Origin of the sequence: Pseudomonas sp. GM21, assembly GCF_000282215.1 — a bacterium.
Taxonomy (GTDB): Bacteria; Pseudomonadota; Gammaproteobacteria; order Pseudomonadales; family Pseudomonadaceae; genus Aquipseudomonas.
In genome coordinates, this window is record NZ_AKJS01000013.1 from 12,718 (window position 1) to 35,822 (window position 23,105).

The window sequence follows — 23,105 nt, forward strand, 5'->3', positions numbered from 1 at the left end:
CTAATCTAAACTGGCATTCGATTGATACCCGGATTAGATCAATGTTCGAACTGACTCAACTGCGCTGCTTCACCACGGTGGCCACCGAACTCAACTTTCGTCGCGCCGCCGAACGCCTGAACATGACGCAACCGCCTCTCAGCCGACAAATCCAACTGTTGGAGCACCACCTGGGTGTCGAGCTGTTCACCCGCACCACCCGCAGCGTGACCCTCACTGCTGCCGGGCGGGCGTTCTTCATCGAAGCGCAGAACCTGCTGGAGCGCGCCCAGCAAGCCGCCGTCACTGCCCGGCGATTTGCCGAAGGCGACATCGGCTCGGTCAACATCAGTTTCGTTGGCAGCGCGGTGTACGAGTTTCTGCCCAAGGTCATTGCTGAAGCGAGGCTCAAACAGCCCCATGTCAAAATCGATCTGTCGGAGATGAACACCTACCAACAGCACGAAGCCCTTCGCGCCCGGCGGATCGATCTGGGCATCGTCCGCGCGCCCTTGCTGGAACCGGGCTACGCCACTGAGTGCCTGGTGCGCGAACCATTTGTATTGGCTATCCCCAGTCGCCACCCGCTGGCCAGTACCGAAACCGTGTCCGTCAAAGACCTCGAAGCGCAACCGTTCCTGATGTACTCCCACGCCGCCTATCCGCCGTTCAACGAACTACTGACCGGTATGCTGCGTTCAGCCCGGGTCGCTCCCGAGTACGTGCAATGGCTCGGTTCGTCACTGACGATTCTGGCGCTGGTCAACGCTGGAATGGGCCTGGCTCTGGTCCCTCGCTGCGCCACCAGTGTGGTGTTCAAAAACGTGGTGTTTCGGGATATCGATCTGGGGGAGGGCGTACAGAGTGAGCTGCATTTGATCTGGCGCGATAATAATGACAATCCGGCGTTTGCAATGTTGCTGGAGGGGATTCGCAAAGCTGTGAGGGAGGGATGGGGGGTGTGAATGGGTGGGCGGGAGATGGGTCTTGGCTGTCCGGCCGAGCGTCTCGACACTGTCCTTTTGCAGCTTTTTTGAGGGGAGGGCTGGTCAGCGCAGCGCTAGCTACAAGTGAGACTGACGGCCTTTGCGGCACGTTCGAGCTGCTGTTTGACATCGACGGGGATGCGCTGCTTCTTCAATCGTTGTTCAAGGAATGCTTGATCGCCGCGAGTGTCCACCTCTGCCTCAACAGCGGCATCCTCCGCTTCTATGGCGGCAGAGTGACTCGCCATGACCGAATCAATATCCTCCGCGCTAGTCGCACCTTCAAGCGCGCGGATCAGTTTCGCCACTTCCTCTTCTTCAGCGCTCGCGTAGGCCTCCACGGTCATTCCGGCCGCCAGCGCACGCGCTCGAATTTCCACCCCTTTCAAGGTGTGCCTGGCTTCACTGCACGAAACGTCTTGACTCTGCTTTGCCACAGCTCTCCATTGGACTAGTCCAACGGTCAACGTACCGATTATTGCCAGGGTGATAGCACCGCTCAGGATCCGCTTCATGGCCACTCTTGGTTCCTATGAAGTGAGGTTTCGATTGGGTCGCTTTATCTCTTCTCGAATTAATTGAATCGTAGCATTTGCATCCGTTTACGGGCTGTCGATCTCCTGTCTCAGACCGTGCGACCTGGAAACCGGATGACTGACTGCATAACCCGGAACAAATGAACCGGGTTCTTTTATCGTAGTGCACATCCAGGCATGAACGCGCGCGGTTTCAAAAAAGCATCTCACAAAGGCTCCCGAGCGTCCTAGAATCTCTGGTTCTACCGGCCTTTGAAATGCTTTTTAGCCCGCAAAAGATGCCGCGCTGAGCCTTCAATCCACTTGAGGGCATGCAACACTCCCGCCCGTCACCCCCCTGACACCCTAGCCGGTCGAACTGGCACTAACCCGTGCCCCCGTTGTCAGTAAATGGCGCCTGTAGCGACAAGGACCGTCTCGGACAGCGGCAAGTCAGGCTACGTTTGGTGTTTTCTCCAATGCCTCAGGGCAAAAAAGACTCGCGATGGATTGCTACCTGGACTGACTATTCCTTTTGCGGGCGACATTTTATGGGTTTGCTTCTCGATCCGCGTCATGACATTGATGCCGCTTTATTAAGCTATCGCCGGGTGTTCTGGTCGCTGGCGCTGTTCAGTGGGGTGATCAACCTGCTTGTGCTGGTGCCGTCGCTCTACATGATGCAGGTATACGACCGGGTGCTGACCAGCCGCAACGAAACCACCTTGTACATGCTCACGCTGATCGCCTTGGGACTGTTCATGTTCAGCGGCCTGATTGAGTGGGCACGCGGCGAGGTAATGATTCGCATGAGCGCGGGGCTGGACGATGCCTTGGGCGAGCGGATTTTCGACGCAGCCTTCGCTCGCAGCCTGCGCGAGCACAACGCAAACCCGGCGCAGGTGCTCACCGATCTGGCGACATTGCGGCAATTGATCACCGGCCAAGGCTTGATCGCTTTGCTCGATGCGCCGTGGTTGCCCATCTTCCTGCTGGTGGCGTTCATCATTCACCCCTGGTTCGGCCTGCTGACGCTGGTCCTGGCCCTGGTGCTGATTGGCCTGGCGCTGTGGGGCGAATTGGCGACTCGCACGCGCTTGGGCGAAGCCAATCGTCTGGGCGTGCAGTCGTCGACCTATGTAAATAGTACGTTACACAATGCCGAGGTTATCCAGGCGCTGGGCATGCTCGGACCGTTGCGCCAGCGCTGGAGCCTGCTGCAACAACGCATCATCGCCGCTCAGGCCCATGCCAGCGATCGTAGCGCGCGTATCACTTCGACGACCCGCTTCGTGCGCATCTCCGGACAGTCTCTGGCCTTGGGGCTGGGGGCGTTGCTGGTGCTGGAAGGCCAATTGTCGGCGGGCATGATGATTGCGATGTCGCTACTGCTGGGGCGTGCGCTGGCGCCCGTGGAAATCGCCATTGGTTCGTGGAAGCAATTCAACTCCGGCCGCCAGAGCTACCAGCGCTTGAGCCAACTGCTGGCCCAACATCCGCGCGAGCGCCTGCGCATGCCTTTGCCAGCCCCCACCGGCGCGGTACGCCTGGAGCAGTTATATGTCGGCCCGCCTGGCGCCTCGCAACCTACCTTGCGCGGTATCAATTTCAGCCTGGCCAAAGGGGATGTGCTCGCCGTCGTTGGCGCCAGTGCCAGTGGTAAATCAACGCTGGCCAGAGCGCTGGTCGGGGTATGGCCGGCCATGGGCGGGTCGGTGCGTCTGGACAACGCCGAGATCAGTCAATGGTCCCACGACGCCTTGGGCCCGCACCTTGGATACCTGCCCCAAGACATCGAGCTGTTCGACGGCAGTGTGGCCGACAACATTGCCCGCTTCGGTGAACAGCACGCGGACAAGATCATCGCCGCCGGGCGCCATGCCGGCATTCACGAGATGATCCTGAATTTCCCCAAGGGTTACGACACGCCACTGGGCCCCGGCGGGCTTGGCTTGTCCGGTGGACAAAAACAACGCCTCGGCCTGGCTCGCGCGCTCTATGGGTGCCCGTCGCTGATTGTGCTCGATGAGCCCAATTCCAACCTCGATGAAGCCGGAGAACTGGCGCTGGTGCAGGCCATCAGTGCACTCAAGATTGCTGGCAGCACCGTGGTGCTGATTACCCACCGGCCTAATGTGCTGGCGGTGGTCGATCACATCCTGGTGCTCAAGGACGGCACTCAACAAGCATTCGGTCCACGGGATCGGGTGCTCAACGCATTAATGCCAGGGCCTAAACCGGCCGTGGTGAGGGAGGCTGGCGGAAATGCGTGATTTGACCCCAGGAACACAAATGTACAGCGAGCAGGGCCTGAGCGTACGCGGCGCCACAGCGCTGCCCACTGCCAGTACGGACGCCGGGGGAGCGGCTCGCTATGGCGTGGGTTTTCTTGTCCTGACGCTGGGCGGCTTCCTGCTCTGGGCCTGCCTGGCACCGCTCGACCAGGGTGTCGTGGGCAGCGGCACCGTGGTGGTAGCAGGCGAACGCAAGGCCGTGCAGTCGTTGGTCGGTGGGGTGGTGGAGAAGCTGCTGGTCAGCGATGGCGACCGCGTCACCCAGGGACAGTTGCTGGTGCAACTCAATACGGTGCAGGCGCAGTCGCAACGGGACGTGATCCTGGGCAAGTTGCTCAATGATCGCAGCGTCGAGGCGCGGTTGATTGCCGAGCGCCTGGGCAAAGGCGAGATCCAATGGCCCGCGCAATTGCTGGAACGCGTCGACGAGCCACGGGTCAAGGCCGCCATGGACTTGCAGAGCCAGTTGTTTCTGACCCGCCGCGCAGAACTGGGCAGCCGCTTGCAGATCATCGAGCACGAAGTCGAGGCATTGCAGCAGCAATTGCTGGGCTACGAAGGTCTCAAGCGCAACTACGACTCGCAGATGAACTTTCAGCAGCAGGAACTGAAAGGCCTGCGTGATTTGGCCAGTGAAGGCTACATTCCTCGGAACAAACTTTTAGAGGCCGAGCGCAACGCCGCCCAATTGGCCGGGCAGATTGCCTCCGGGGTGGGCGATGTCGGCAGGACCCGCCAGGCGATCAACGAGAGCCGGCTCAAGGCCTTGCAGGCGCAGCAGGAATTTCGCCGCGATGCCGAAACCCAGCTCAGCGAGGTCTCTGCCGAGGCGGCCGGTTATGCTGATCAGATCAATGCCTTGCAGTTTGAAGTCGACAACGGAGCGATCCGTGCGCCGGTGTCCGGGCAGGTCATGGACGTGAGCGTTCATACGGTCGGGGGCGTTACGCAGGCCGGCCAAACCCTGATGCAGGTGGTGCCGCTGGATGCGCCGATGGCGATCACCGCGCGTTTCGAGCCGCTGATGGCCGATAAGTTGCGCCCGGGGCTGCCGGTGCATGTGCATTTTACGGCGCTGCAACGGGTGGACACGCCGACCGTCACCGGCACGGTGGCCACGGTGTCGGCGGACCAGTTGATCGATGAACAGACACACCAGCCGTACTTTTCCGCCAAGGTAGACATTCCCGCCGACACCGTCGCCTCGCTGCAGGCCGCCGGCCTGCTGGTGCGCCCCGGCATGCTCGCCGATGTCACGGTGGTGACGGGGGAACGTACGTTGATGAATTACCTGATGAAGCCGTTGCGTGAACGCTTGCTGGTGGCGTTCAAAGAGGAGTGAGCAGAGCGAGCTTGCTCGCGAAGGCGCTGGATCAGCGTAGGCTAATCCACCGCTATCGCGAGCAAGTGCAACTCAGGCTGTAAAGTCGCTGGCGTGCAGCTCCTTGACACCCACCAGCTCGAACTGGAACTCAGGGGTGGCGTCGGCGTTGACACTGCCTTCGAGGATGCCATCGGCAAAGCGAATTTGGCCGGTGGCGTTGGTGGGGTTGAAGGCGTTGCTGCCAATGAACGTAAAGGCGTCGACGGTGGCAGTCAGCGGGTTGGCGTCCAGGCCGGTCAGATCCAGTTGATCAAGCTCTGTGGTCTTGAAACCGCTGATCACATCGCGCAAAGCCCCGATGCCCATGTCCGACAAGGCACTAAACACGTAAGTATCCGCACCCGTGCCGCCGGTGAGGCTGTCGGTGCCTGCACCGCCGATCAGTCGATCATCGCCTGAACCACCCACTAGCGAATCGTTACCCGCACCACCGTCCAGAACGTTCCCTGAGCTGTTGCCCGACAGCGTGTCGGCGTAAGCGCTTCCCGTCACGTTCTCGAAGAATTTCAGGGTGTCGAGTCCGGAACCCACGGTGTTTTGTTGTGCGGATGTCGAGAGGGTTACGGTAACCCCCGCCAACGCGCGCTCATAGGACACGGTGTCCTTACCCTCGCGGCCGTCCAGCACATTGTTGCCGGCACCGGCAAACAGCGTGTTGTCCAACGCATTCCCCGTGCCATTGGCGGCGCCAGCGCTATCGATATACAAATTCTCGACGTTGCTGGCGAGGGAATAGGCCGCCAGGCTGCTGTGCACGCTGTCGATCCCTCCAGGCACCCCATTGCTGTTGGTCTCGATCACGGTGTCGTCGGCATTGTCGACATAGTAGGTGTCGTCGCCATCGCCACCGCTCATGCTGTCGGCCCCTGCGGCACCATCGATCACGTTATCGGCGTCATTACCGGTGATGAAGTTGCGCCGCTCATTGCCGGTGCCATCGATCTCCGACACACCAGTGAGCACCAGGTTTTCGAGATTGGCGCCCAACGTCCAACTGACAGATGCCTGCACAGTGTCGATCTGCGCGGTCGAAGTGTTGGTTTCCACCACGCTGTCGAACGCGTTATCGACCACGTAGATGTCGTTGCCATCGCCCCCGGTCATGGTGTCGGCGCCCAGGTCGCCATCCAGTGTGTCGTTGCCCGAGCTGCCCACCAGGGTATCCGCTTGATCGGTGCCGGAAATCATCCCGCCCTGATTCTGAGCGTTGTCGAAAATGTCCTGCACGCTGTTGTTGTCGTTGGGATTTCCCTGGAAGCCAAGGTCGGTGGCGATGTAGTCGGCCAGGCGCTGGCCGACGATTTCTGCCGATTCTTCGTGCAGGTGCCAGACGTCATCCGGATACACTAACGGATCGACTTCATAGCGCAAGGGCAGGTCGTTGTAGTCCACCGCCAGTTTGACGTCGGCGCGTTCGGCGGCCATGGCTTCCTGGGCGGCGCGGACATAGCCGACTCCTTCGACGATGGAGGCAATCTTTTCTTCCGAATAACCACGGGCACGCGCCGCATCCTGCTCGTAGTGACCGGTTTCCATCATGTACACGCTGAAGTTGCCGAACTGGGCATGCAGGTAATCAAACACCTTCAAGGTTGCGGCCTTGTAAGCCGCTGCGGCCCCTGCCTTGTCGGTGGCGCGGCCGATCTCCTGGGCGGCTTCCTCGCCCTGGCCCCAAATGATGCCCATGGTGACGTTATCGACGGCTTTGAGTTCGGTGAGCTGGTCTTGCAGCAACGCCACGGCGCGCAACAACGCAGGCCCGGGTTGATTGGTGTCGGTCAGCCACCAGCACAATTTGAGTTCCTCGGGGCTCAGGGTCGACAGGCCGTTGACAGTGCTTCCACCCACGGCGATGTCTATGCCGTTGCCGTCGGCATCAGTGAACTGGCTGCGTACGTCATAGGGGGTGTAGCGGTCCAGGTCGTTGACCAGCATCGAGGTGCCGGACTGATCGTCGTCCTCCGTCATGCGCAGCAGGCGCGCATTGGATTGGCCGAGTGTGGGCAGGTAGAGGATGTCTTGCTGGGCTCGTTCGCCGAACACGAAATCACTGGCGGTCAGGGTGTTGAGGTAGTTGCCGTTGAGGGCAATTTCGAAGCGATTGCCATCGGCGTCGGCCTCGGCGGATTTGATGTAGGTCTTGTCGCCGGCCGCATTGAGGGTCATGTACAACGTACCGTTGCTGCCATCGCCGAGGCCGAGGATGCCAAGGCCCGAAACATCGATCTTGTCGACGCCCACGGTGAAGTCATAAATCGTGTCGGTGGCCGTGACGCCGCCGGTGTCGTAGTCCCGATAGCTGTCTTGTACGTTGGTGTAGCGGAAGGTGTCGGCACCGTCGCCGCCGTACAGCGAATCGCGTCCGGCGCCGCCGTCGACGATGTCAGCGCCGGTGCCGGCCTTGATGGTGTCGTTGCCACCGAGGCCGAGAATCAGGTCTGCGGCTGCCGTGCCGGTGAGGCTTTCAGCGTTGGTGGTGCCGGTGATGGTGTTGGCGGGCGCATCGGCCACCACCAGGGCGAAGCTGTCGCTCACCGACGCACCTGAAGGATCGGTGGCCTTGACCAGTACGTTGTAATTGCCAGACGCCGTGCTGGTCGGCGTGCCGCTGAACGTCAGGCTGGTGGTGTTGAACTTCAGCCAGGCGGGCAGGGCGCTGCCGTCGGCAAGGGTCGCTGTGTAGGCCAGCACATCCTGATTGGCGTCGGTGAAGCTGTCGTGGGTCACGGTGTACTGGAATGGCGTGCTTTCGGTGGCGTTTTGGTCGAGGAGGGGGATGGTCACCACCGGCGCGATATTGCTGGGGGTGTTCTGGTCGGCGAAGACAAAATGACTCGCCGTCAGGCTGTTTAACAAGTTACCGGCCAGCGACACTTCGAAGCGGTTGCCGTTGGCGTCGACAGTGAGATCCTTGAGGTAGGTGCGGTTGGTAGACGCGCTGTAGGTCACTTGCAGCGTGCCGTTCAGGCCGTTGCCCAAGGCCGTGTAGCCGAGCGTCGAGACATCGATCTTGTCGGCGGTTACGTCGAAATCGAGGATCTGGTCACTGGCACTGGTGGTACCCGTGCGGTAGCTGTCGAGCTTTGAGGTGTAGCGGAATACATCGGCACCCGCGCCTCCGGTGAGTTTGTCGACGCCAGTACCGCCGACCAGGATGTCGTTGCCGGCGCCGCCATTAAGGGTGTCGTTACCACTGCCACCGAGCAGTTGTTCGTTGGCAGCGGTGCCCGTCAGCGTGTCGTTGTTCGGCGTGCCATTGATCACCGTGGGTGCGCCGGGTACGTCCTGTACGGCCAGGGTAAAACTGTCGCTGACGGTGGCATTGCTGCCATCGGACGCGGTGACCTGTATGGAATAGGTCCCCGATGCCGTGTCGCTTGGCGTGCCGCTGAACGTACGGGTGGCGGCATCGAAGGTCAGCCAGGCGGGCAGGGCGCTGCCATTGGCGAGTTTGGCGGTGTAGCTGAGGCTGTCGTTGTCCGGATCAGAAAAACTGGTGGCTGGCACCACATAGCTGAACGGGGTGTTTTCGGTGGCGTTCTGATCCAGCAGCGGCGTGGCCACCACCGGTGCCTGGTTGGTCGGTGACGACGTGGCGAAGACGAAGTTGGCGCTGGTCAGCTTGTCGAGGTAGTTGCCGTCCAGTGCCACTTCGAAGCGATTGCCATTGGCGTCGGCGGTCAGGGATTTGATGTAGGTCTTGGTGCCGGCACTGTTGAGTGCCAGGTACACGGTGTTGTTTTTGCCGTCCCCCAGGCCGGTGAAACCCATGGCCGAGAGGTCGACCTTGTCGGCGGTGATATCAAAGTCGGTGATCAGGTCGCCAAGGTTGGCACCGCCGGTGTTGTAGTTTCGGTAACTGTCCAGGCGATTGGAGAACACAAAGGAATCCGCCCCGGTGCCACCTGTGAGGGTGTCCATGCCGGCGCCACCGTCGAGCTTGTCGTCGCCCGCACCACCATTGAGGCTGTCGTTGCCCGCCAGGCCGAGCAGAGTATCTGCCGAATCACTGCCCAACAGCGAGTCGCTGGCGCTGGTGCCGGTGACCACCCGATTGAATATGAAGTTGCTGGCGGTCAGGGTGCTGGCCAGGTTGCCCGAGAGAATCAACTCGAAGCGATTGCCACTGGCGTCGGCATCGTAGTCCTTGATGTAGGTGCGGTCGTTGCTGGTGTTGTAGCTGACCTGCAGGGTGCCGCCACGGCCATTGCCCAGGCCGGTGAAGCCGAGGCCGGCAAGGTCGATCTTGTCCTGGGTGACGTCGAAGTCAGTGATGGTGTCATCGAAGCTTGAAGTTGCGTTGCGGTAGCTGTCCGATTGAGCGGCGAATCGGAACGTATCGGCGCCGGTACCGCCGGTGAGTTTGTCGATGCCTGCACCGCCCACCAGAATGTCGCCACCGGCGCCACCATTGATCGTATCGTTACCGGCGCCGCCAAAGAAAATCTCGCTGGCCGTACTGCCCAGCAGGGTGTCATTGCCAGCTGTGCCTTGCACGGTGGTCATCGGCACCGTGGCGCTGACGTAGCTGCCGTCGCCATAGACCAGCGTGGCGCCATTGCTGGTGTGGCTGATGGTGTTGCCGATGATGGCGTTACGATCGGTGCCGTCTTCATTGCGCTCTGCAACACCGTAGGTCGACAGGTTGCTGCCGCTGATGATGTTGCCCTGGATCGTGTTGTCGCTGCCGTTGAAGTACTGGCCGGACACGCCCAGGGTGTCGTCGTAGGACTGAATGATGATTTCCGGTACGGGGCTGCCCAGGGAATTGTTATTGAGCGTGTTGTCGATGACCTCGACGTGGTTGCTGCCGTAGATGCGGATCCCGGCGCTGTTGTTGTCGTGGATATCGACGCCGCTGACCGTCACGTCGCTGGACAGCTTGATCAGCACCCCTTCGGCGCCGTTGCCATACACCGCGCCACCGGTGATGGTGATGTTGCTGGGGGAGGGGATGTTCTCGCTGCCGCGCTGCACCACGATGCCCGTACTGCCGTTGTTGTAGGCCACGTTGTTGGTGAGGGTGAAGTCGTGGGTGCTGGTGACGACGTTGAAACCGTGGCGGTCATTGTCGTAGGCGACGTTGTTTTCGAAGGTACTGTCGCTGAGGAAGTCAGCAACAAAACCGTCCAGGCCATTGCCGTGGGACACGCTGTTCTTGATGACCATGTTGACGGTTTGCTCATGGGGGTCGAAACCGTACCCGGAGCAATCCTTGATCTCGACGCTGTCGAGGGTGACGTTGGAGTCGTAGCCTTCTACGCCGGGAATGTAGCCATTGAACCATCCGTCGACCTTGCCGGTGGTGTTGTCGCGGTTACCGTCGATGGTGAGGTTGCTGACGCCAAAGTCGTGGGTTTCCTCGCCATAGGCCGAGCGGATGACACCTGTGATTTTGGTGTCGGTGCCGTCAGCTACCTTGACAGTGGTTTCGCCCATGCCGTCGCCGTACAGGTAGACGTTGCTCTTGAGCATCAGGCAACCGTCGGAGGGTTCCTCACCTCCCGTAACGATATAAGTTCCGGTGGGCATATACACCTGCCCCCCGCCTGCGGCAGCCGCTGCATCAATCGCACTTTGTATCGCTGCCGTGTCGTCTGTGATGCCATCTCCTTTGGCGCCAAAATTCTGTACGTTGAAAATCATAAACTTACTCCGTGTCAGACTAAAACCTCGGTAGGTGCCAATATTCCATCGACGACCACGTGTTATGACCCAGCGGAGCGTAAAAGTTGTGACAGAAAACAAACTAACTGATCAGCGGTTGTGAAGAATTGCGCATAAGTGACGCTCTGTTGACGCTTCTTGGGTGGCGAGCCAGACCTTTCGCGCAGTGCTACGTCAAATACGCCGCCTATCGAAAGTAGGGGCGAGTGCTAGGCTCAGATCAACTTGATCTTGACTCTAACGAAATGGAGATTCACGACATGCCTGCCAAGCCAAAGCCCCGCAAGGCCAAGCCAAGCGTCTTGAATGAGCTTGATACGCTCAATGGTAAAGTTGATTTTGCCGACGGCGGACAGCTTGAGCGGCTTGAGCAACTGGTGAAGCAACTTCGACAGGCGCGCATAAGCGAAGAAGAACGATATTCGGATGACGTCGTCGTTGTGCGTCTGTCTGATGAAGTATCAGCAGATAGTCCTGAAGTTCAGTCAGCTTCGGTTTTAGGACTCGGCAACACTTCCACGGCCTTCGCTAAAGGAGGGAAGAGGGCGGCGCCCAAGATGGATTTGATACATCAGTTCCGTGGCTCGATGGCCGTTAAAGCGAACAGGTCAGCTCTAATGGCGGTGCGTAGCAACTCACCCGGGCTGAAAGTCACTCCCGCAACATGGCTCTACCCACAGTACATCCGACCGATGGGAGATGAGCTGGATGCGTTCGCGATACAAGTGAGCGAAGGGATGAGGGCCAAACGCTTCGAAGTACAGCTGACCGACGCAGAAGACAAGCCGGTGGCAAAGGTCAAAGTGCGCGCACTGCTGGACTGGAATGGAGCCCATGCCAGCGTCGAGTCTGACAGTCAGGGCATTGCTCTTTTTTCAATCCCTCTTTCCTACCCCAAAATCGAACTCCTCATTGTCGAGCCTGAGCACACCTATTGGTCAGTGTTCGTTTCCGGTTTCGAGCGCGTCGCAGCGCCAAAGCGGGTGAGTATTGAGCTGAAGGCATTGACTCCCTATGGCTTTGGCTTGATCAACCATTACGCACCCTATGAAGAAAACGCTGGCGAGAACGTCAGCGTCGGTGTCATCGATTGTGGTGTGGGGCCTCACGACGCGTTGGAATTGGCCGGAGGGGCGTGCCTGGTGCCGGGTGAAAACGCGGCGGACTACCTTGATAACGGCCTTGGCCACGGCACTCATGTCGCCGGAACCATCGCTGCAAAGAAACTGCCTGGAACAGAGGTGTATGGCGTCGCTCCGGCGTGTCGGCTGTTCGCTTACCGAGTGTGCCCGAAGACTGGAAATCGTGGACGAGCCAGGTCTATTGAAATAGCTGCCGCCATTGAGAGGGCGATCGCCGATGGGTGCGATGTGGTGAATATCAGCATGGGGAGTCTTGAGCCCATGCCTGAAGTTCCCGGCATTCTGGAACAGGCGCGTAACGCGGGCATGGTTGTATTTGCCGCGACGGGAAACGACGGCGAACCGTCGATTCGCTACCCGGCCCGCTACGCCCATAGTCTGGCGGTAGGAGCATTGGGACGAGACGGAACATTTCCACTCGATAGCCCTGATGTGAACCATGAAAGCCCAGTCAGGAAAGGGAATGAATTTGTTGCCGTGTTCTCCAACTATGGAAGGGAAACCGATTTCATCGGAGTAGGGGTGGCGGTGATCTCGACTTACCCGAAGGGGCTCTATGCTAATATGTCAGGGACCTCAATGGCGACGCCATTCACCAGCGGCATGGCGGCTCGCCTGCTGTCGAAGCACCCTGAGATCCTTGCCATGGCACGCGGGCCAGAGCGTGCAGACGCGATCATCAAGATGCTGTTCGAATCGACACGGAAGGTCGGCTGGAGCAATGACTACGAAGGTTTCGGAGTACTGAAATGACTAGCGTGGTTTTGACTTACAAAGGCCCGTCTTCAGAGAGAAAGGAAGCAGAATTGCGCCTGCGGCAGAAGCTCGATTGCACAGACTTTGTCTGCAGGGCGACTGATCTGTTCGAGGCTCAGGTCGATGAACGGCAGCTGTCGATTATCGCTGGAGAATCTCAATGGCAAGTGACTTTCCCGTCCTACGCCGAGATTCGTAAACCGGGCACAAACTGGAACAAACTTCGCGATAAAACGCTTGAAATGAAATGACAGCCCGAGCGTTGCCGCTGCTTGAAGTTTTGGCGGCGGGTTCATCGGCATTGCAGCTTCCCTGCTGCCCTTTGACCATGAAGGTGACGTCTGAAGCAGCGAAGGCTATACGATTCCGACAAACGAAAGGATAACCAGGACAATCACGACTGCTCCGACGATGTAGATGATATTGTTCATAAACCCACCTTTCCAGTTCCAGAGGATTGATACGCTAAGTATCTAATACAACGGACACCTCCGATTCCGGTTCCGTTCCGCGAATCAAAATACACGCGGCTCATCCTCCGCTGACTTTCCAGTGTTTGACATCGTCTGCAAACATCATTTGTTTCATCTCATGGGCAATGCCATAGGCCAGAGACTCATGCGCGGCGATGACTTTTTCTTCGGCTGAAAGGCAATGAAAAATATCGAGCTTGGTCTCTGCGTCAGCCGTTTCAAGCGTGAATATCTGCACGTAACGCGCGAGGTCGTTGTCGAGGCTCGACAGGTATTCACGCAGGCGCTGATGGTCGACTGATTTTTGGCTGAAGTACCAATTCATCGGGTGAATCAGGAAGCGTGAGTGGGGCGAGGTGATACGGCGGTTTGCCGCCAAAAACATAATGATGCCCATTGATTCGATGTTGCCCGCATTGATTGCGCATAGCGGTACCGGCAATGATTTCAGGAACGTGTAGAGCGTGAAGCCAAAGTTAGTACTCCCTCCGCTTGTAGAAAGATTGAGGAGCAAGGAGGTGGCACCTTGTTCGATGGCTTCGAGGCAACAGTCCCGGAAGCGCTCAGTCGTCCCTTGATCGATCTGGCAATGAAAATGCACGATGTGTTCAGTCATCGATTGACGTCCTGAGTGTGATGCATGGAGGACTTCCACGATTTATCAAGTCTAGTAAACATCGATCATTTCATCTGGGCTCTGACGTCAGTTGCCCCCTCCATAACGCCAACGCCGTCCATCGAATTAGCGCATATTCAATGGAACCAAAGCCCCGAATCCGCTCGTCGCGAGTCCAATATTTCCGTTCAAACTTTCTGTTTCGTGCGTCCTCCGAATTAAACGAGCTCCATGCTCGAACTAACGATGTTGAGGTGAACGAAAATGGCCAATACAGGAAACAAAAATCCAGGCAATTTTTCTAACGACCCAGACAAGTCTTCTCAAGCCGGCAAGAAAGGTGGAGAAGCTTCTCGCGAAAATTTTGCCAACGATCCGCAACGGGCGTCTGAAGCAGGCCAAAAAGGTGGTCAGGCTTCTGGCGGACAACAATCGCGCGATAGCGATCGCATGTCCGGAGGCGGCCAGGGCACGAATCGCGGAGGTGAATTTGCCGACGATAAAGACAATATGACCAAACCAGGCCAAAAAGGCGGCCAGGCATCAGGCGGACAGCAATCCAACAAGGCTGATCAGTCGTCCAGCGGTTGGCAAGGAAGCGGAGGCGGTTCCGATATGGCCGATGACCGCGATCAATCATCTGATACGAATCGCAAGGATGGTGGGATGAGCGGCGGTGGAGGACGCAAATCCTGAGGTCGTCTGACCCATCAAGCCCCGAGTTTTTCGGGGCTTGATTTCGATACTGCGCCCGGGCTCCTGCACCAAACTGGATTGAGTCATGAGCAGCGCTTACAAATGCGTCGCACGCCTATTTCGGCGCCAGATCGCCATACCAATAGGCCGCCGTGACGCCGCCATCCATGAGAAAGTCGCTGCCGGTAATGAAGGTGCCTTCGGGGCCCATCAGCAACGCGCCCACTGCACCCACTTCGTCGGGCGTGCCACCTCGACCGGCCGCGCTCAGCTCGATCATGCGCCGATAACCCTCACCCCGTGGGCCGTTCAACTCGTCTCGAGCCAGCGGCGTAAAGATGATGCCCGGGCTGATGGTATTGACCCGCGCACCGCGTTTGCCCCAGCGCACAGCCTCTGCCATGACCCGCAACGAATTGCCCCGTTTGGATATCTGGTAAGCGTGCAATGGCCTGGCCTATTGAACCGGCTCCGATGACGACAATGACTTTCGCAAGTTTTTTCATAAGTTATCCGTTGTGAGGCTTGATTGGATTCACAGGGATCCATCGGCTAATGCGGCGACCGAAGTTGGCCACGATGAAACCTGAGGATCACCAGGGTCCATAGCGATTGGCAGTCTGAGATCATTCATTGATTGAAGTCCCAAATAAGCGGCAGCGGTTAAGTTTCCGGCGGCATTGCAGTGCGGATCTTTGCTGTCCGCTAGGCAACGCAACAGCCAGTACTCTTCAAATAGAGAGATCACCATGATTGCAGAAAGTTTTTGCAATATTCGCTCATACAGTCATGTGCTCTGCTCATGAGTAGAAGGGCTTGGCGGTTTGACTGGCGTCCAGCCGTGTCTTCGCGCCAGGAAGACGCGAGATGAGTTATTGCAAGATGTATTACAGGTGCACATGCCTAAAAACGAGCAACGGTCGAACGGCTGAGTATTCCGAATAAAACAAAAATGGCGCTCACCGCAAGGGGAGCGCCACTTTGATTGATCAAAGATTTATGTATCGGTTTTATGCACTCGCTATCAAGCAAAAATACGCAACAGAATGGTCGCCAGGATAACTGTCGAAGCACCGCCGATGCGCGTAGAGATCTGTGCGAATGGCATCAGCGACATACGATTGGACGCTGACAGAATCGCTACATCGCCAGTGCCTCCAAGGCCGCTGTGGCAGCAGGTCACGATGGCCGATTCGATGGGGTACATTTTCATCAGATTGCCGATGAAAAAACCTGCGACGGTCATCGAGACCACGACCGACACGCAGACCAGAACGTAACCGAAAGAAAAGACTTTTACGACGCTGTCCAGTGGGACATACAGCATGCCCAGGCCGATCATGACTGGCCAGATGAAGGCGGCGGAAACCAGTTTGTAGAAACTGTTTGCACCTTTTTCCAGTTTTTCGGGCAGAACACGGGCGTATTTAAAGAGTACGGCAGCAAGAATCATCATGACGGGGCCGGGGATTCCCACGACTTTCTCAAGCAGACCGCCCAGGACAAAGAAGGCGCAGATGATCAAAACGCCTGCCCCCATCAGTCTGAAATCGAAAACCGAGCTGCTCTCTTCCTTGACCTGGAATTTGTCATTTTCGTCTTTGGCACGAATCAATGACCCCTCGCCATTGAGGTGCGGGCGTTTGAGCGCCAGACGAGCCAGATAGCCAGCGCAGATAATCGCAGCAATGTTGCCGACCACAGCGGCGGGCGCCAATTGAGCAACGTAGATGTCCGGCGTGCCACCGAGGATCGCTGAGTAGGCCAGCGACAGTGGCAGGATCCCTTCACCAATCCCCCCGCCAATGATCGGAACAATGATGAAAAAGAAGGTGTGGTAGAAGCTGTAGCCGACGAGCTTGCCTACAAGCAGCCCACTGCCCACCGCGGCCAGGGTACCGACGAGCAAGGGGATGAACATGCGGATCATGCCCTGAACGAGAATAAAGCGACTCATCCCGAGAATGCTGCCGACGACCAGGCTGGCAATGACGAAATACAGGAAGTTGGCTTCCTTCATCAGCATTTTGGTTGCGTCAATCGTGGCGGCCCCGAAGAAGCCGTAGAACACCAGCACCGACGGCAACATCAAGCACAGAATGGCGCCTCCACCTATTTCCTTCAGTAGCGGCAGACGCGAACCCAATTGACCGAAAAACACGCCCATCGTCATGATGACGGCAAGTCCACCGATCATGTTTTTGGGCAGGAACCCCCAGTGCGCCGAGAGAAAGACGATCAAGGCGATGCCGAGAAATATCGGCAGAGGGATAACACCGATTTCGTAGGCGCATAGGCTACGCAGCCGTTGCAGAATACCGACATCACGGGTGCTATCGACTTTCAGGGGCTGCTCATATGAATTGTTCATGATGCTATTTTCCTCATGTTGTTTTTATCGAGGATTCAGAAACCACGGTTAACCGGGCTTTGTTTGCCACTCGGTATTGCGATGGTATCCTTCATAAATAGCGTGATAAACAGCGGAAGTATGCGGTGTATGAACACGAAACGTGACCAATTCCCCTTGCCTGAAGACCTCAAGGTTTTCCTTACTGTCATTCGCAAAAACAGCTTCGCCAGCGCTGCCGAAGAGCTGGGCTATTCGCCGGCGTATATCAGCAAACGTATATCGGTGCTCGAAACGACGCTTTCGACACGGCTGCTCCATCGCACGACAAGGCGTATTGCGTTGACCGATGATGGTGAGCGGGTGAGGGGGTGGGCCGAGAAATTACTGGGGGATTTCGATGATTTTGTCGGTGAAATTTCCGAGGCCCGGCACCAGCCCATGGGCTCGTTGCATATTTGCAGCAGCTTTGGTTTCGGGCGAAACCATGTTGCGCCGGCAATCTGCAAGCTGTCACAGACTTATCCCAAGCTCGATATCCGCCTGGACGTCTTCGATCGCGTTGTCGATATCGTCGGTGAGGGTTTCGACCTGGAGATTCGAGTGGGGGATGATCTTCCTGGTCAACACTTGGGACGCAAGCTGGTCAGTAATCGCCGGGTGTTGTGCGCGACACCCGCGTATCTGGAACGACGGGGCACGCCACATTCGCTGGATGACTTGAAACACCACGATTGCCTGGTGCTGAAAGAACGCAATAACGCCTTCGGCGTGTGGAACCTGACGAAGGACGGGCGGGAGGAGTCCATACATGTCAGCGGCCCGCTGTCCTCAAACAGTGGCGAGATTGTATTGGAGTGGGCGTTGAGCGGTGGCGGGATCCTGTTGCGCTCGATGTGGGATGTGAAACCCATGTTGGAGCAGGGCCGACTGGTGCAAGTGCTTGATGAGTACACCCAGAGCGCCAATGTCTGGGCCGTCTATCCAACCCGGTTAAGCGAATCGGCAAAGTTGCGTATCTGCGTCGAGTTTCTGGAAGAGTACTTGCGTGATCTATCCGTTGGTTGACGCCAAGGCGGCAGGCTCAAGCGTGTGAACTGCCGCCAGGCATTTTTGATCAGCTCAACCAGGGATTTTCCGCCAGGTGCCGAGTTTCAAAACTTCGAATTTGCTCGGCACGTTGCAGCGTGGCGCCAATCGCATCCAGTCCCAGAAGCAGGGACTGCTTGCGCAGCTCGTCGATTTCGAAGGGAATCAGCGTGCCTTCAGCCAATTCAATCGTTTGTTCTGGCAGATTCACGCTGATGCGCGCCGTCACCGGGTTACTGATGACGGCTGCAACTTGCTTCAGCTGAGTTTCCGAAAGCTGAATCGCCAACACACCATTGCGCTGGCAGTTGTCGTAGAAAATCCCGGCGAAGCTGGTGCCGATCAGCGCTCTGATGCCCACTTGCTTTAAACCCCAGACCGCATGCTCGCGACTCGACCCGCACCCAAAGTTCGGGCCTACCACCAAAAACGCAGCATCGATCCAGGCGGCCTGGTTAAGGATGAACTCGGGATTGGGCTCGCCTGAGTCAAGAAAACGCAGGTCGAAAAACAGGCCCCGATCCAGTCCCTTGCGATCGATCCCCTTGAGGAACTGTTTGGGCATGATGACGTCGGTATCGATGTTGGATGCGAGAAACGGGGCGGCACCGCCACTTACTGTGTCGAAAGGTTGCATGCTTCAAGCCTCCAAAGCGAAAGAGCGAACGTCTGTCAGGTGGCCGGTGATAGCGGCAGCGGCGACCATGGCCGGGCTCATCAAATGTGTACGCGCGCCTGCGCCTTGACGACCTTCGAAGTTGCGGTTGGTGCTCGATGCACAGCGATCTCCTGGAGCCAGGACATCGTCATTCATGGCCAAACACATTGAACAACCTGATTGCCGCCACTCAAAACCGGCATCCAGAAAAATCTGCGCAAGACCTTCGTCTTCAGCCTGGTTACGAACCAGCGTCGAGCCAGGAACAATCATTGCCCGTACATGCGCAGACACTCGCTTGCCGCGCACGACGCGCGCAACGTCTCGCAAGTCTTCGATCCGTGCATTCGTGCATGAACCAATAAATGCGTGACTGATCACCACATCGCTGAGCGGCATGCCCGGCTCCAGGCCCATGTAGTCAAGGGCACGCTGCATGCCTTGGCGTAAAATCAAATCAGGTTGGGCAGCAGGGTCGGGGACATGACTACCCACCGGTGCTGCCTGATCAGGACTGGTGCCCCAGGTGACCATGGGCTCCAGATCATTAACATTGAGTGCCACTTCCCGATCAAAGACAGCGCCTTCATCGCTATACAGTTCTTTCCATTTTTGAACCGCCTGCTTCCACAATTCGCCTTGAGGTGCGCGTGGTTTGACTTGCAGATAGGCCAAGACTTTGTCGTCCGGTGCCATGAACGCGCCCCTGGCGCCTGCCTCGACGGCCATGTTGCAGATCGTCATTCTGGCTTCGACACTGAGGTCGGTGATCGCCGGCCCAGCGAACTCGATTGCATATCCGGTGGCACCCGAAGCGCCGATTTTTTCAATCAGCGCCATGATGATGTCTTTGGACGTGACGCCGGTGCCCAGCAGTCCCTGTACCGTGACTCGCATGGTCTTCAAACGCTTATAAACCAGGGTTTGCGAGGCCAGCAGGTGCTCGATTTCAGACGTGCCGATGCCGAATCCGAACGCACCCAACGCACCATAGGTCGTGGTATGGCTATCACCTGCAGCGACGACCATGCCCGGCAAAATGAAACCTTGCTCGGGCGCTACCACATGTTCGATGCCCTGACGTTTGTCGAGTACATCAAACAATTCGATTCCGAAGTCGCGGCAGTTTTCTTCGAAGTACGAGACCTGTTGTGCGCCACCCGCATCAGGCATGGTTGCGATACGAACCGGCGCAGTCGGATTCACATGATCGACCACCGCCAGCGTAGCGCTCGGGCGCCAGACTTTACGACCTGCTTCGCGCAAACCGCTGAACGCCTGGGGGCTGGTGTATTCGTTGGCGACTTGGCGATCAATGTAAAGAAGCACATGGCCTTGATCATCAAGCGGGCAAACCGTGTGGCTATCGATGTGCTTCTGGTAGAGCGTTCGAGGGCTGTTCATGGCTGGGTTCTTTCTCTGTCTTGTTCGTGATCACGGGTTCAACATGCCTACAGCATATTGATCCCTCATCGCGCATCAAGACCATGAAAGTGAACGCGTTAAACACGAAGTGTGAGCAATCGGAATAGAACTGTAGCGCCCAATAAGCTTCAAGCTTTGAAAATCATCAACGCAGCGCAGAGCACTAGAAACAAGCAAAACCCTGTGCGAAGTGATTTTTCGGGTAAAGCGTGAGCGAGCCTGACACCCCAACTGACACTCAGTAGTCCACCTAGCGCCATTGGGATGCCAATGTGCCAATCGACATGCTCATGTAAGGCATAAGTCATCAGGGTAACCCCCGTACTGGGGACGGCCAGGGCCAGGGATAAACCCTGCGCGACCACCTGTGTAGCACCAAAGACGGTGGATAAAACGGGGGTGGCGAGCACTGATGCTCCTAAGCCAAAAAAGCCACCCAGAATGCCGGAGCCCGACCCCAGAACCATCAGCCATGGCCAAGGATGGCGTAGCTCAGCGCTGGGCGGCGGCTTACGAAGATACATCTGCAAATAGGTGTATGCGGCCAGCACCAGCATGAAGATGGCAAAGGCTGTCCGCATGGCATCAGGATCCAGGCCCACGGCAATAAGGGAACCCAACCATGCGAAAACCAAACCTGCCGTGGCCAACGGCGCTGCATGACGCAACAAGATTCGGGTTCGTTGGTGGTAACGCCACATCGCGAGCGTCACGTTGGGGACAACCATGACTAGAGTCGTCCCCTGAGCTATTTGCTGATCCATCCCGAACATCAATACCAACGCAGGGATAGCGATGAGTCCACCACCAATCCCGAAAATCCCACCCAAGGTACCTATCGCTGCGCCCAGTAGCAGGTGCATTGCCCATTCGATCATTTCGGCCTCTAGTCATTGAATATGGAACTAATCGATCAGCACTCTCAGCCGCTTCCCAGCCTGGCCCAGAACTCTTCCGCAGACGGACTGATTGAAGCCGTTGGCCGCGTCAGGTGAATTTCCAGCGGGATATCCCAGCTTTCGTCCAGCGCTCTGACTAAGCGCCCATCCGTTACTTCCTGTTCGGTGAGGCTCTTGGGCAACCACGCCACGCCTTTGCTTTCCAGGGCCATGGACATCAGCACCGCCGCCAGGTGGCTGCTGAAAAGTGGTTTGAGGTGAAGGTAATCTTCCTTGCCATGCAGTCGGTGAGCGACGATTCGGCCCAATCCGGACTCTTGGGTATACGCCAGGTAGGGCAGCGATGCGGGTGAATCGCCAAAGTTGGCCGCAGCGCTTGCCAGTGGAACAAGCACATCCTCGCCGACCTTTTTGCCTATGAACTGATCGGCAGCTAACAGCGGAGGAACATCCGGGTGACGATGACAAAGCAGAAACTGCACCTGCCCTTGAATAAGCATCTGCTCACAGACCGCCATGCTGTCGGAGTGCAGTCGGACAGCCTCAATGGGGGCTCCATTTTCTGTGCTTCTTAGCCATCTCGGGAAGAACGTGAACGATAGCGAATGGGTTGCAGCGAATTGCAGAGTCTTGGCAGCCATTCCCGCCACTTCCTGGGCTTCGCTGCGCATTCGGTACAAGCGCCTGGCAGTCTCCTGGGCACTGGGCAAAATTTGCTTCCCGGCCTCGGTCAACGTCGCTCCTTGTGGCGTGCGAATGAACAACTCCACGCCCATCCAATTCTCCAGTGACCGGACTCTGCGACTGAATGCCGGCTGAGTCACGTGCCGCGCTTCAGCCGCACGAACAAAGCTGCCGTACTCCGCAAGCGCTGAAAGGTCTTCGAGCCAAACGAGTTCCAAGGGCAATGCCTCCTGTGCATAGGGCGCGGCATTAATAGCATTGGGCGGGTGTCATCGCAAAGCATAACGTGGGGCCACCAACAACAAGAGGAACCCGTCATGCGTATCGTCGACATCCGTGAAAAAACCGTTTCTATCGCTTCCCCAATCGCCAATGCCTACATCGATTTTTCGAAAATGACCTGCTCGGTCGTTGCTGTCGTCACGGATGTGATTCGCGATGGTAAACCTGTTATCGGCTACGGTTTCAACTCCAACGGTCGCTATGGTCAAGGCGCGTTGATGCGTGATCGCTTCCTGGCACGGATCACCGAAGCCGACCCGGAATCCCTGCTCGATAAAGAGCACGACAACCTGGATCCGTTCGCCATCTGGAAAGCTCTGATGACCAACGAAAAACCAGGTGGTCATGGCGAGCGCTCGGTTGCCGTCGGCACCATCGACATGGCAGTCTGGGATGCCGTCGCCAAGATCGAAGGCAAGCCGCTGTATCGCCTGCTGGCTGACCGTTATCGCAACGGTGTGGCTGACGACAAAGTCTGGGTCTACGCCGCCGGCGGTTACTACTACCCGGGCAAAGACGACGCCAAGCTTCAAGACGAGATGCGCAGTTATCTGGATCGCGGGTATGACGTGGTCAAAATGAAAATCGGCGCTGCGCCACTGGCCGACGATATTCGTCGCATCGAATCGGTACTCAAAGTCGTGGGTGATGGCCGTCGCCTGGCCGTCGATGCCAATGGTCGCTTCGATCAACAGACCGCCATTGCCTATGCCGAAGCGCTGAAACCCTACAACCTGTTCTGGTACGAGGAAGCAGGTGATCCGCTCGACTATGCCTTGCAGGCAGAGCTGGCTAATCATTACGACCTGCCGATGGCCACCGGTGAAAACCTGTTCTCCCATCAAGATGCCCGGAACCTGCTGCGCCACGGTGGCATGCGTTCAGATCGCGACTTCGTTCAGTTCGACTGTGCGCTGTCCTACGGTCTGGTCGAGTACATGCGCACCCTGAAAGTCATGGAAGAAATGGGCTGGTCGTCACGCCGCGTTGTTCCGCACGGGGGCCATCAGATGTCCCTGAACATCGCCGCAGGCCTGCACCTGGGCGGTAACGAATCCTATCCGGACGTGTTCCAGCCATTTGGCGGTTTTGCTGACGGTATTCGTGTGGAGAACAGTTACGTCGGTTTGCCGGATATTCCGGGTGTCGGCTTCGAAGCCAAGTCCGCCTTGTACGCCGTGATGCGCGAGTTGGGCGAAGGCTGATAACC

Annotated in this window: 17 protein-coding genes and 1 pseudogene; 8 read left to right on the plus strand and 10 right to left on the minus strand. The window is 57.6% G+C overall.

Features of this window, described 5'->3' with window-relative positions:
* Positions 1–41 precede the first annotated feature (41 nt).
* On the plus strand, positions 42–944 hold the full coding sequence (locus PMI22_RS25910; protein ID WP_007943043.1) for a LysR substrate-binding domain-containing protein: 903 nt from the start codon (positions 42–44) through the stop codon (positions 942–944).
* Between the two features lie 95 nt (positions 945–1,039).
* On the opposite strand, the gene PMI22_RS25905 is transcribed toward PMI22_RS25910, so the two are convergent.
* A complete protein-coding gene (locus PMI22_RS25905; RefSeq protein WP_007943044.1) occupies positions 1,040–1,480 on the minus strand; it encodes a hypothetical protein in 441 nt (146 codons plus the stop codon).
* A 551-nt stretch (positions 1,481–2,031) separates the two neighbouring features.
* Here PMI22_RS25905 and PMI22_RS25900 point away from each other — a divergent pair.
* Together PMI22_RS25900 and PMI22_RS25895 are read left to right on the plus strand one after the other, a co-directional pair.
* A complete protein-coding gene (locus PMI22_RS25900; RefSeq protein WP_007943045.1) occupies positions 2,032–3,753 on the plus strand; it encodes a type I secretion system permease/ATPase in 1,722 nt (573 codons plus the stop codon).
* Positions 3,746–5,116, plus strand: a complete 1,371-nt coding sequence (locus PMI22_RS25895) for an HlyD family type I secretion periplasmic adaptor subunit (protein WP_033048725.1) — start codon at positions 3,746–3,748, stop codon at positions 5,114–5,116. The genes PMI22_RS25900 and PMI22_RS25895 overlap by 8 nt, the downstream gene beginning before the upstream one ends.
* Positions 5,117–5,188: 72 nt before the next feature.
* Here PMI22_RS25895 and PMI22_RS25890 read toward each other — a convergent pair whose 3' ends face one another.
* A complete protein-coding gene (locus PMI22_RS25890; protein WP_007943047.1) occupies positions 5,189–10,804 on the minus strand; it encodes a putative Ig domain-containing protein in 5,616 nt (1,871 codons plus the stop codon).
* 281 nt (positions 10,805–11,085) lie between these two features.
* On the opposite strand from PMI22_RS25890, the gene PMI22_RS25885 reads away from it, so the two are divergent.
* Complete coding sequence (locus tag PMI22_RS25885) at positions 11,086–12,720, plus strand: S8 family peptidase (RefSeq protein WP_007943048.1); 1,635 nt, start codon at positions 11,086–11,088, stop codon at positions 12,718–12,720.
* On the plus strand, positions 12,717–12,974 hold the full coding sequence (locus PMI22_RS25880; protein ID WP_007943056.1) for a hypothetical protein: 258 nt from the start codon (positions 12,717–12,719) through the stop codon (positions 12,972–12,974). Before PMI22_RS25885 ends, PMI22_RS25880 begins: the two co-directional genes overlap by 4 nt.
* Before the next feature lie 280 nt (positions 12,975–13,254).
* Here the strand turns inward: PMI22_RS25880 and PMI22_RS25875 are convergent, their stop codons facing one another.
* Positions 13,255–13,812, minus strand: coding sequence for an ATP-dependent Clp protease proteolytic subunit (locus PMI22_RS25875; RefSeq protein ID WP_007943057.1), 558 nt, complete (start codon positions 13,810–13,812; stop codon positions 13,255–13,257).
* Between the two features lie 264 nt (positions 13,813–14,076).
* On the opposite strand from PMI22_RS25875, the gene PMI22_RS25870 reads away from it, so the two are divergent.
* Positions 14,077–14,508 (plus strand): general stress protein, encoded by a 432-nt coding sequence (locus PMI22_RS25870; RefSeq protein WP_007943058.1) that lies wholly within the window; start codon positions 14,077–14,079, stop codon positions 14,506–14,508.
* Positions 14,509–14,623: 115 nt separating this feature from the next.
* Here PMI22_RS25870 and PMI22_RS25865 read toward each other — a convergent pair.
* From PMI22_RS25865 to PMI22_RS25860, 3 genes and pseudogenes are all read right to left on the minus strand, one after another.
* Positions 14,624–14,959, minus strand: a pseudogene (locus PMI22_RS25865) (SDR family oxidoreductase); the annotation flags it as partial.
* Between the two features lie 84 nt (positions 14,960–15,043).
* Positions 15,044–15,280, minus strand: coding sequence for a hypothetical protein (locus PMI22_RS31230; RefSeq protein WP_157214396.1), 237 nt, complete (start codon positions 15,278–15,280; stop codon positions 15,044–15,046).
* A gap of 252 nt (positions 15,281–15,532) precedes the next feature.
* A complete protein-coding gene (locus tag PMI22_RS25860; protein ID WP_007943060.1) occupies positions 15,533–16,879 on the minus strand; it encodes a 2-hydroxycarboxylate transporter family protein in 1,347 nt (448 codons plus the stop codon).
* A gap of 129 nt (positions 16,880–17,008) precedes the next feature.
* Here PMI22_RS25860 and PMI22_RS25855 point away from each other — a divergent pair, with 129 nt between their 5' ends.
* The gene (locus tag PMI22_RS25855) at positions 17,009–17,926 is read left to right on the plus strand and encodes a LysR substrate-binding domain-containing protein (protein ID WP_007943063.1); all 918 of its coding nucleotides are present in this window, start codon (positions 17,009–17,011) and stop codon (positions 17,924–17,926) included.
* A 49-nt stretch (positions 17,927–17,975) separates the two neighbouring features.
* Here PMI22_RS25855 and leuD read toward each other — a convergent pair whose 3' ends face one another.
* From leuD to PMI22_RS25835, 4 genes are all read right to left on the minus strand, one after another.
* Positions 17,976–18,584, minus strand: coding sequence for a 3-isopropylmalate dehydratase small subunit (gene leuD, locus PMI22_RS25850; protein WP_007943064.1), 609 nt, complete (start codon positions 18,582–18,584; stop codon positions 17,976–17,978).
* A 3-nt stretch (positions 18,585–18,587) separates the two neighbouring features.
* Positions 18,588–20,009, minus strand: coding sequence for a 3-isopropylmalate dehydratase large subunit (gene leuC / locus PMI22_RS25845; protein WP_007943065.1), 1,422 nt, complete (start codon positions 20,007–20,009; stop codon positions 18,588–18,590).
* 149 nt (positions 20,010–20,158) lie between these two features.
* Complete coding sequence (locus PMI22_RS25840) at positions 20,159–20,908, minus strand: sulfite exporter TauE/SafE family protein (RefSeq protein WP_007943066.1); 750 nt, start codon at positions 20,906–20,908, stop codon at positions 20,159–20,161.
* 44 nt (positions 20,909–20,952) lie between these two features.
* On the minus strand, positions 20,953–21,831 hold the full coding sequence (locus tag PMI22_RS25835; protein ID WP_007943067.1) for a LysR family transcriptional regulator: 879 nt from the start codon (positions 21,829–21,831) through the stop codon (positions 20,953–20,955).
* A gap of 99 nt (positions 21,832–21,930) precedes the next feature.
* Between PMI22_RS25835 and PMI22_RS25830 the strand changes: the two genes are divergently transcribed.
* Positions 21,931–23,100: a mandelate racemase/muconate lactonizing enzyme family protein gene (locus PMI22_RS25830; protein WP_007943068.1), complete on the plus strand. Its 1,170-nt coding sequence runs from the start codon at positions 21,931–21,933 to the stop codon at positions 23,098–23,100.
* Positions 23,101–23,105: the final 5 nt, after the last annotated feature.

What these genes read in the sequence shown, in the direction of transcription:
- PMI22_RS25910 (WP_007943043.1), top strand. Translation starts at nt 42, where the DNA reads ATGTTCGAACTGACTCAACTGCGCTGCTTCACCACGGTGGCCACCGAA.
- PMI22_RS25905 (WP_007943044.1), bottom strand. Translation starts at nt 1,480, where the DNA reads ATGAAGCGGATCCTGAGCGGTGCTATCACCCTGGCAATAATCGGTACG.
- PMI22_RS25900 (WP_007943045.1), top strand. Translation starts at nt 2,032, where the DNA reads ATGGGTTTGCTTCTCGATCCGCGTCATGACATTGATGCCGCTTTATTA.
- PMI22_RS25895 (WP_033048725.1), top strand. Translation starts at nt 3,746, where the DNA reads ATGCGTGATTTGACCCCAGGAACACAAATGTACAGCGAGCAGGGCCTG.
- PMI22_RS25890 (WP_007943047.1), bottom strand. Translation starts at nt 10,804, where the DNA reads ATGATTTTCAACGTACAGAATTTTGGCGCCAAAGGAGATGGCATCACA.
- PMI22_RS25885 (WP_007943048.1), top strand. Translation starts at nt 11,086, where the DNA reads ATGCCTGCCAAGCCAAAGCCCCGCAAGGCCAAGCCAAGCGTCTTGAAT.
- PMI22_RS25880 (WP_007943056.1), top strand. Translation starts at nt 12,717, where the DNA reads ATGACTAGCGTGGTTTTGACTTACAAAGGCCCGTCTTCAGAGAGAAAG.
- PMI22_RS25875 (WP_007943057.1), bottom strand. Translation starts at nt 13,812, where the DNA reads ATGACTGAACACATCGTGCATTTTCATTGCCAGATCGATCAAGGGACG.
- PMI22_RS25870 (WP_007943058.1), top strand. Translation starts at nt 14,077, where the DNA reads ATGGCCAATACAGGAAACAAAAATCCAGGCAATTTTTCTAACGACCCA.
- PMI22_RS25860 (WP_007943060.1), bottom strand. Translation starts at nt 16,879, where the DNA reads ATGAACAATTCATATGAGCAGCCCCTGAAAGTCGATAGCACCCGTGAT.
- PMI22_RS25855 (WP_007943063.1), top strand. Translation starts at nt 17,009, where the DNA reads ATGAACACGAAACGTGACCAATTCCCCTTGCCTGAAGACCTCAAGGTT.
- leuD (WP_007943064.1), bottom strand. Translation starts at nt 18,584, where the DNA reads ATGCAACCTTTCGACACAGTAAGTGGCGGTGCCGCCCCGTTTCTCGCA.
- leuC (WP_007943065.1), bottom strand. Translation starts at nt 20,009, where the DNA reads ATGAACAGCCCTCGAACGCTCTACCAGAAGCACATCGATAGCCACACG.
- PMI22_RS25840 (WP_007943066.1), bottom strand. Translation starts at nt 20,908, where the DNA reads ATGATCGAATGGGCAATGCACCTGCTACTGGGCGCAGCGATAGGTACC.
- PMI22_RS25830 (WP_007943068.1), top strand. Translation starts at nt 21,931, where the DNA reads ATGCGTATCGTCGACATCCGTGAAAAAACCGTTTCTATCGCTTCCCCA.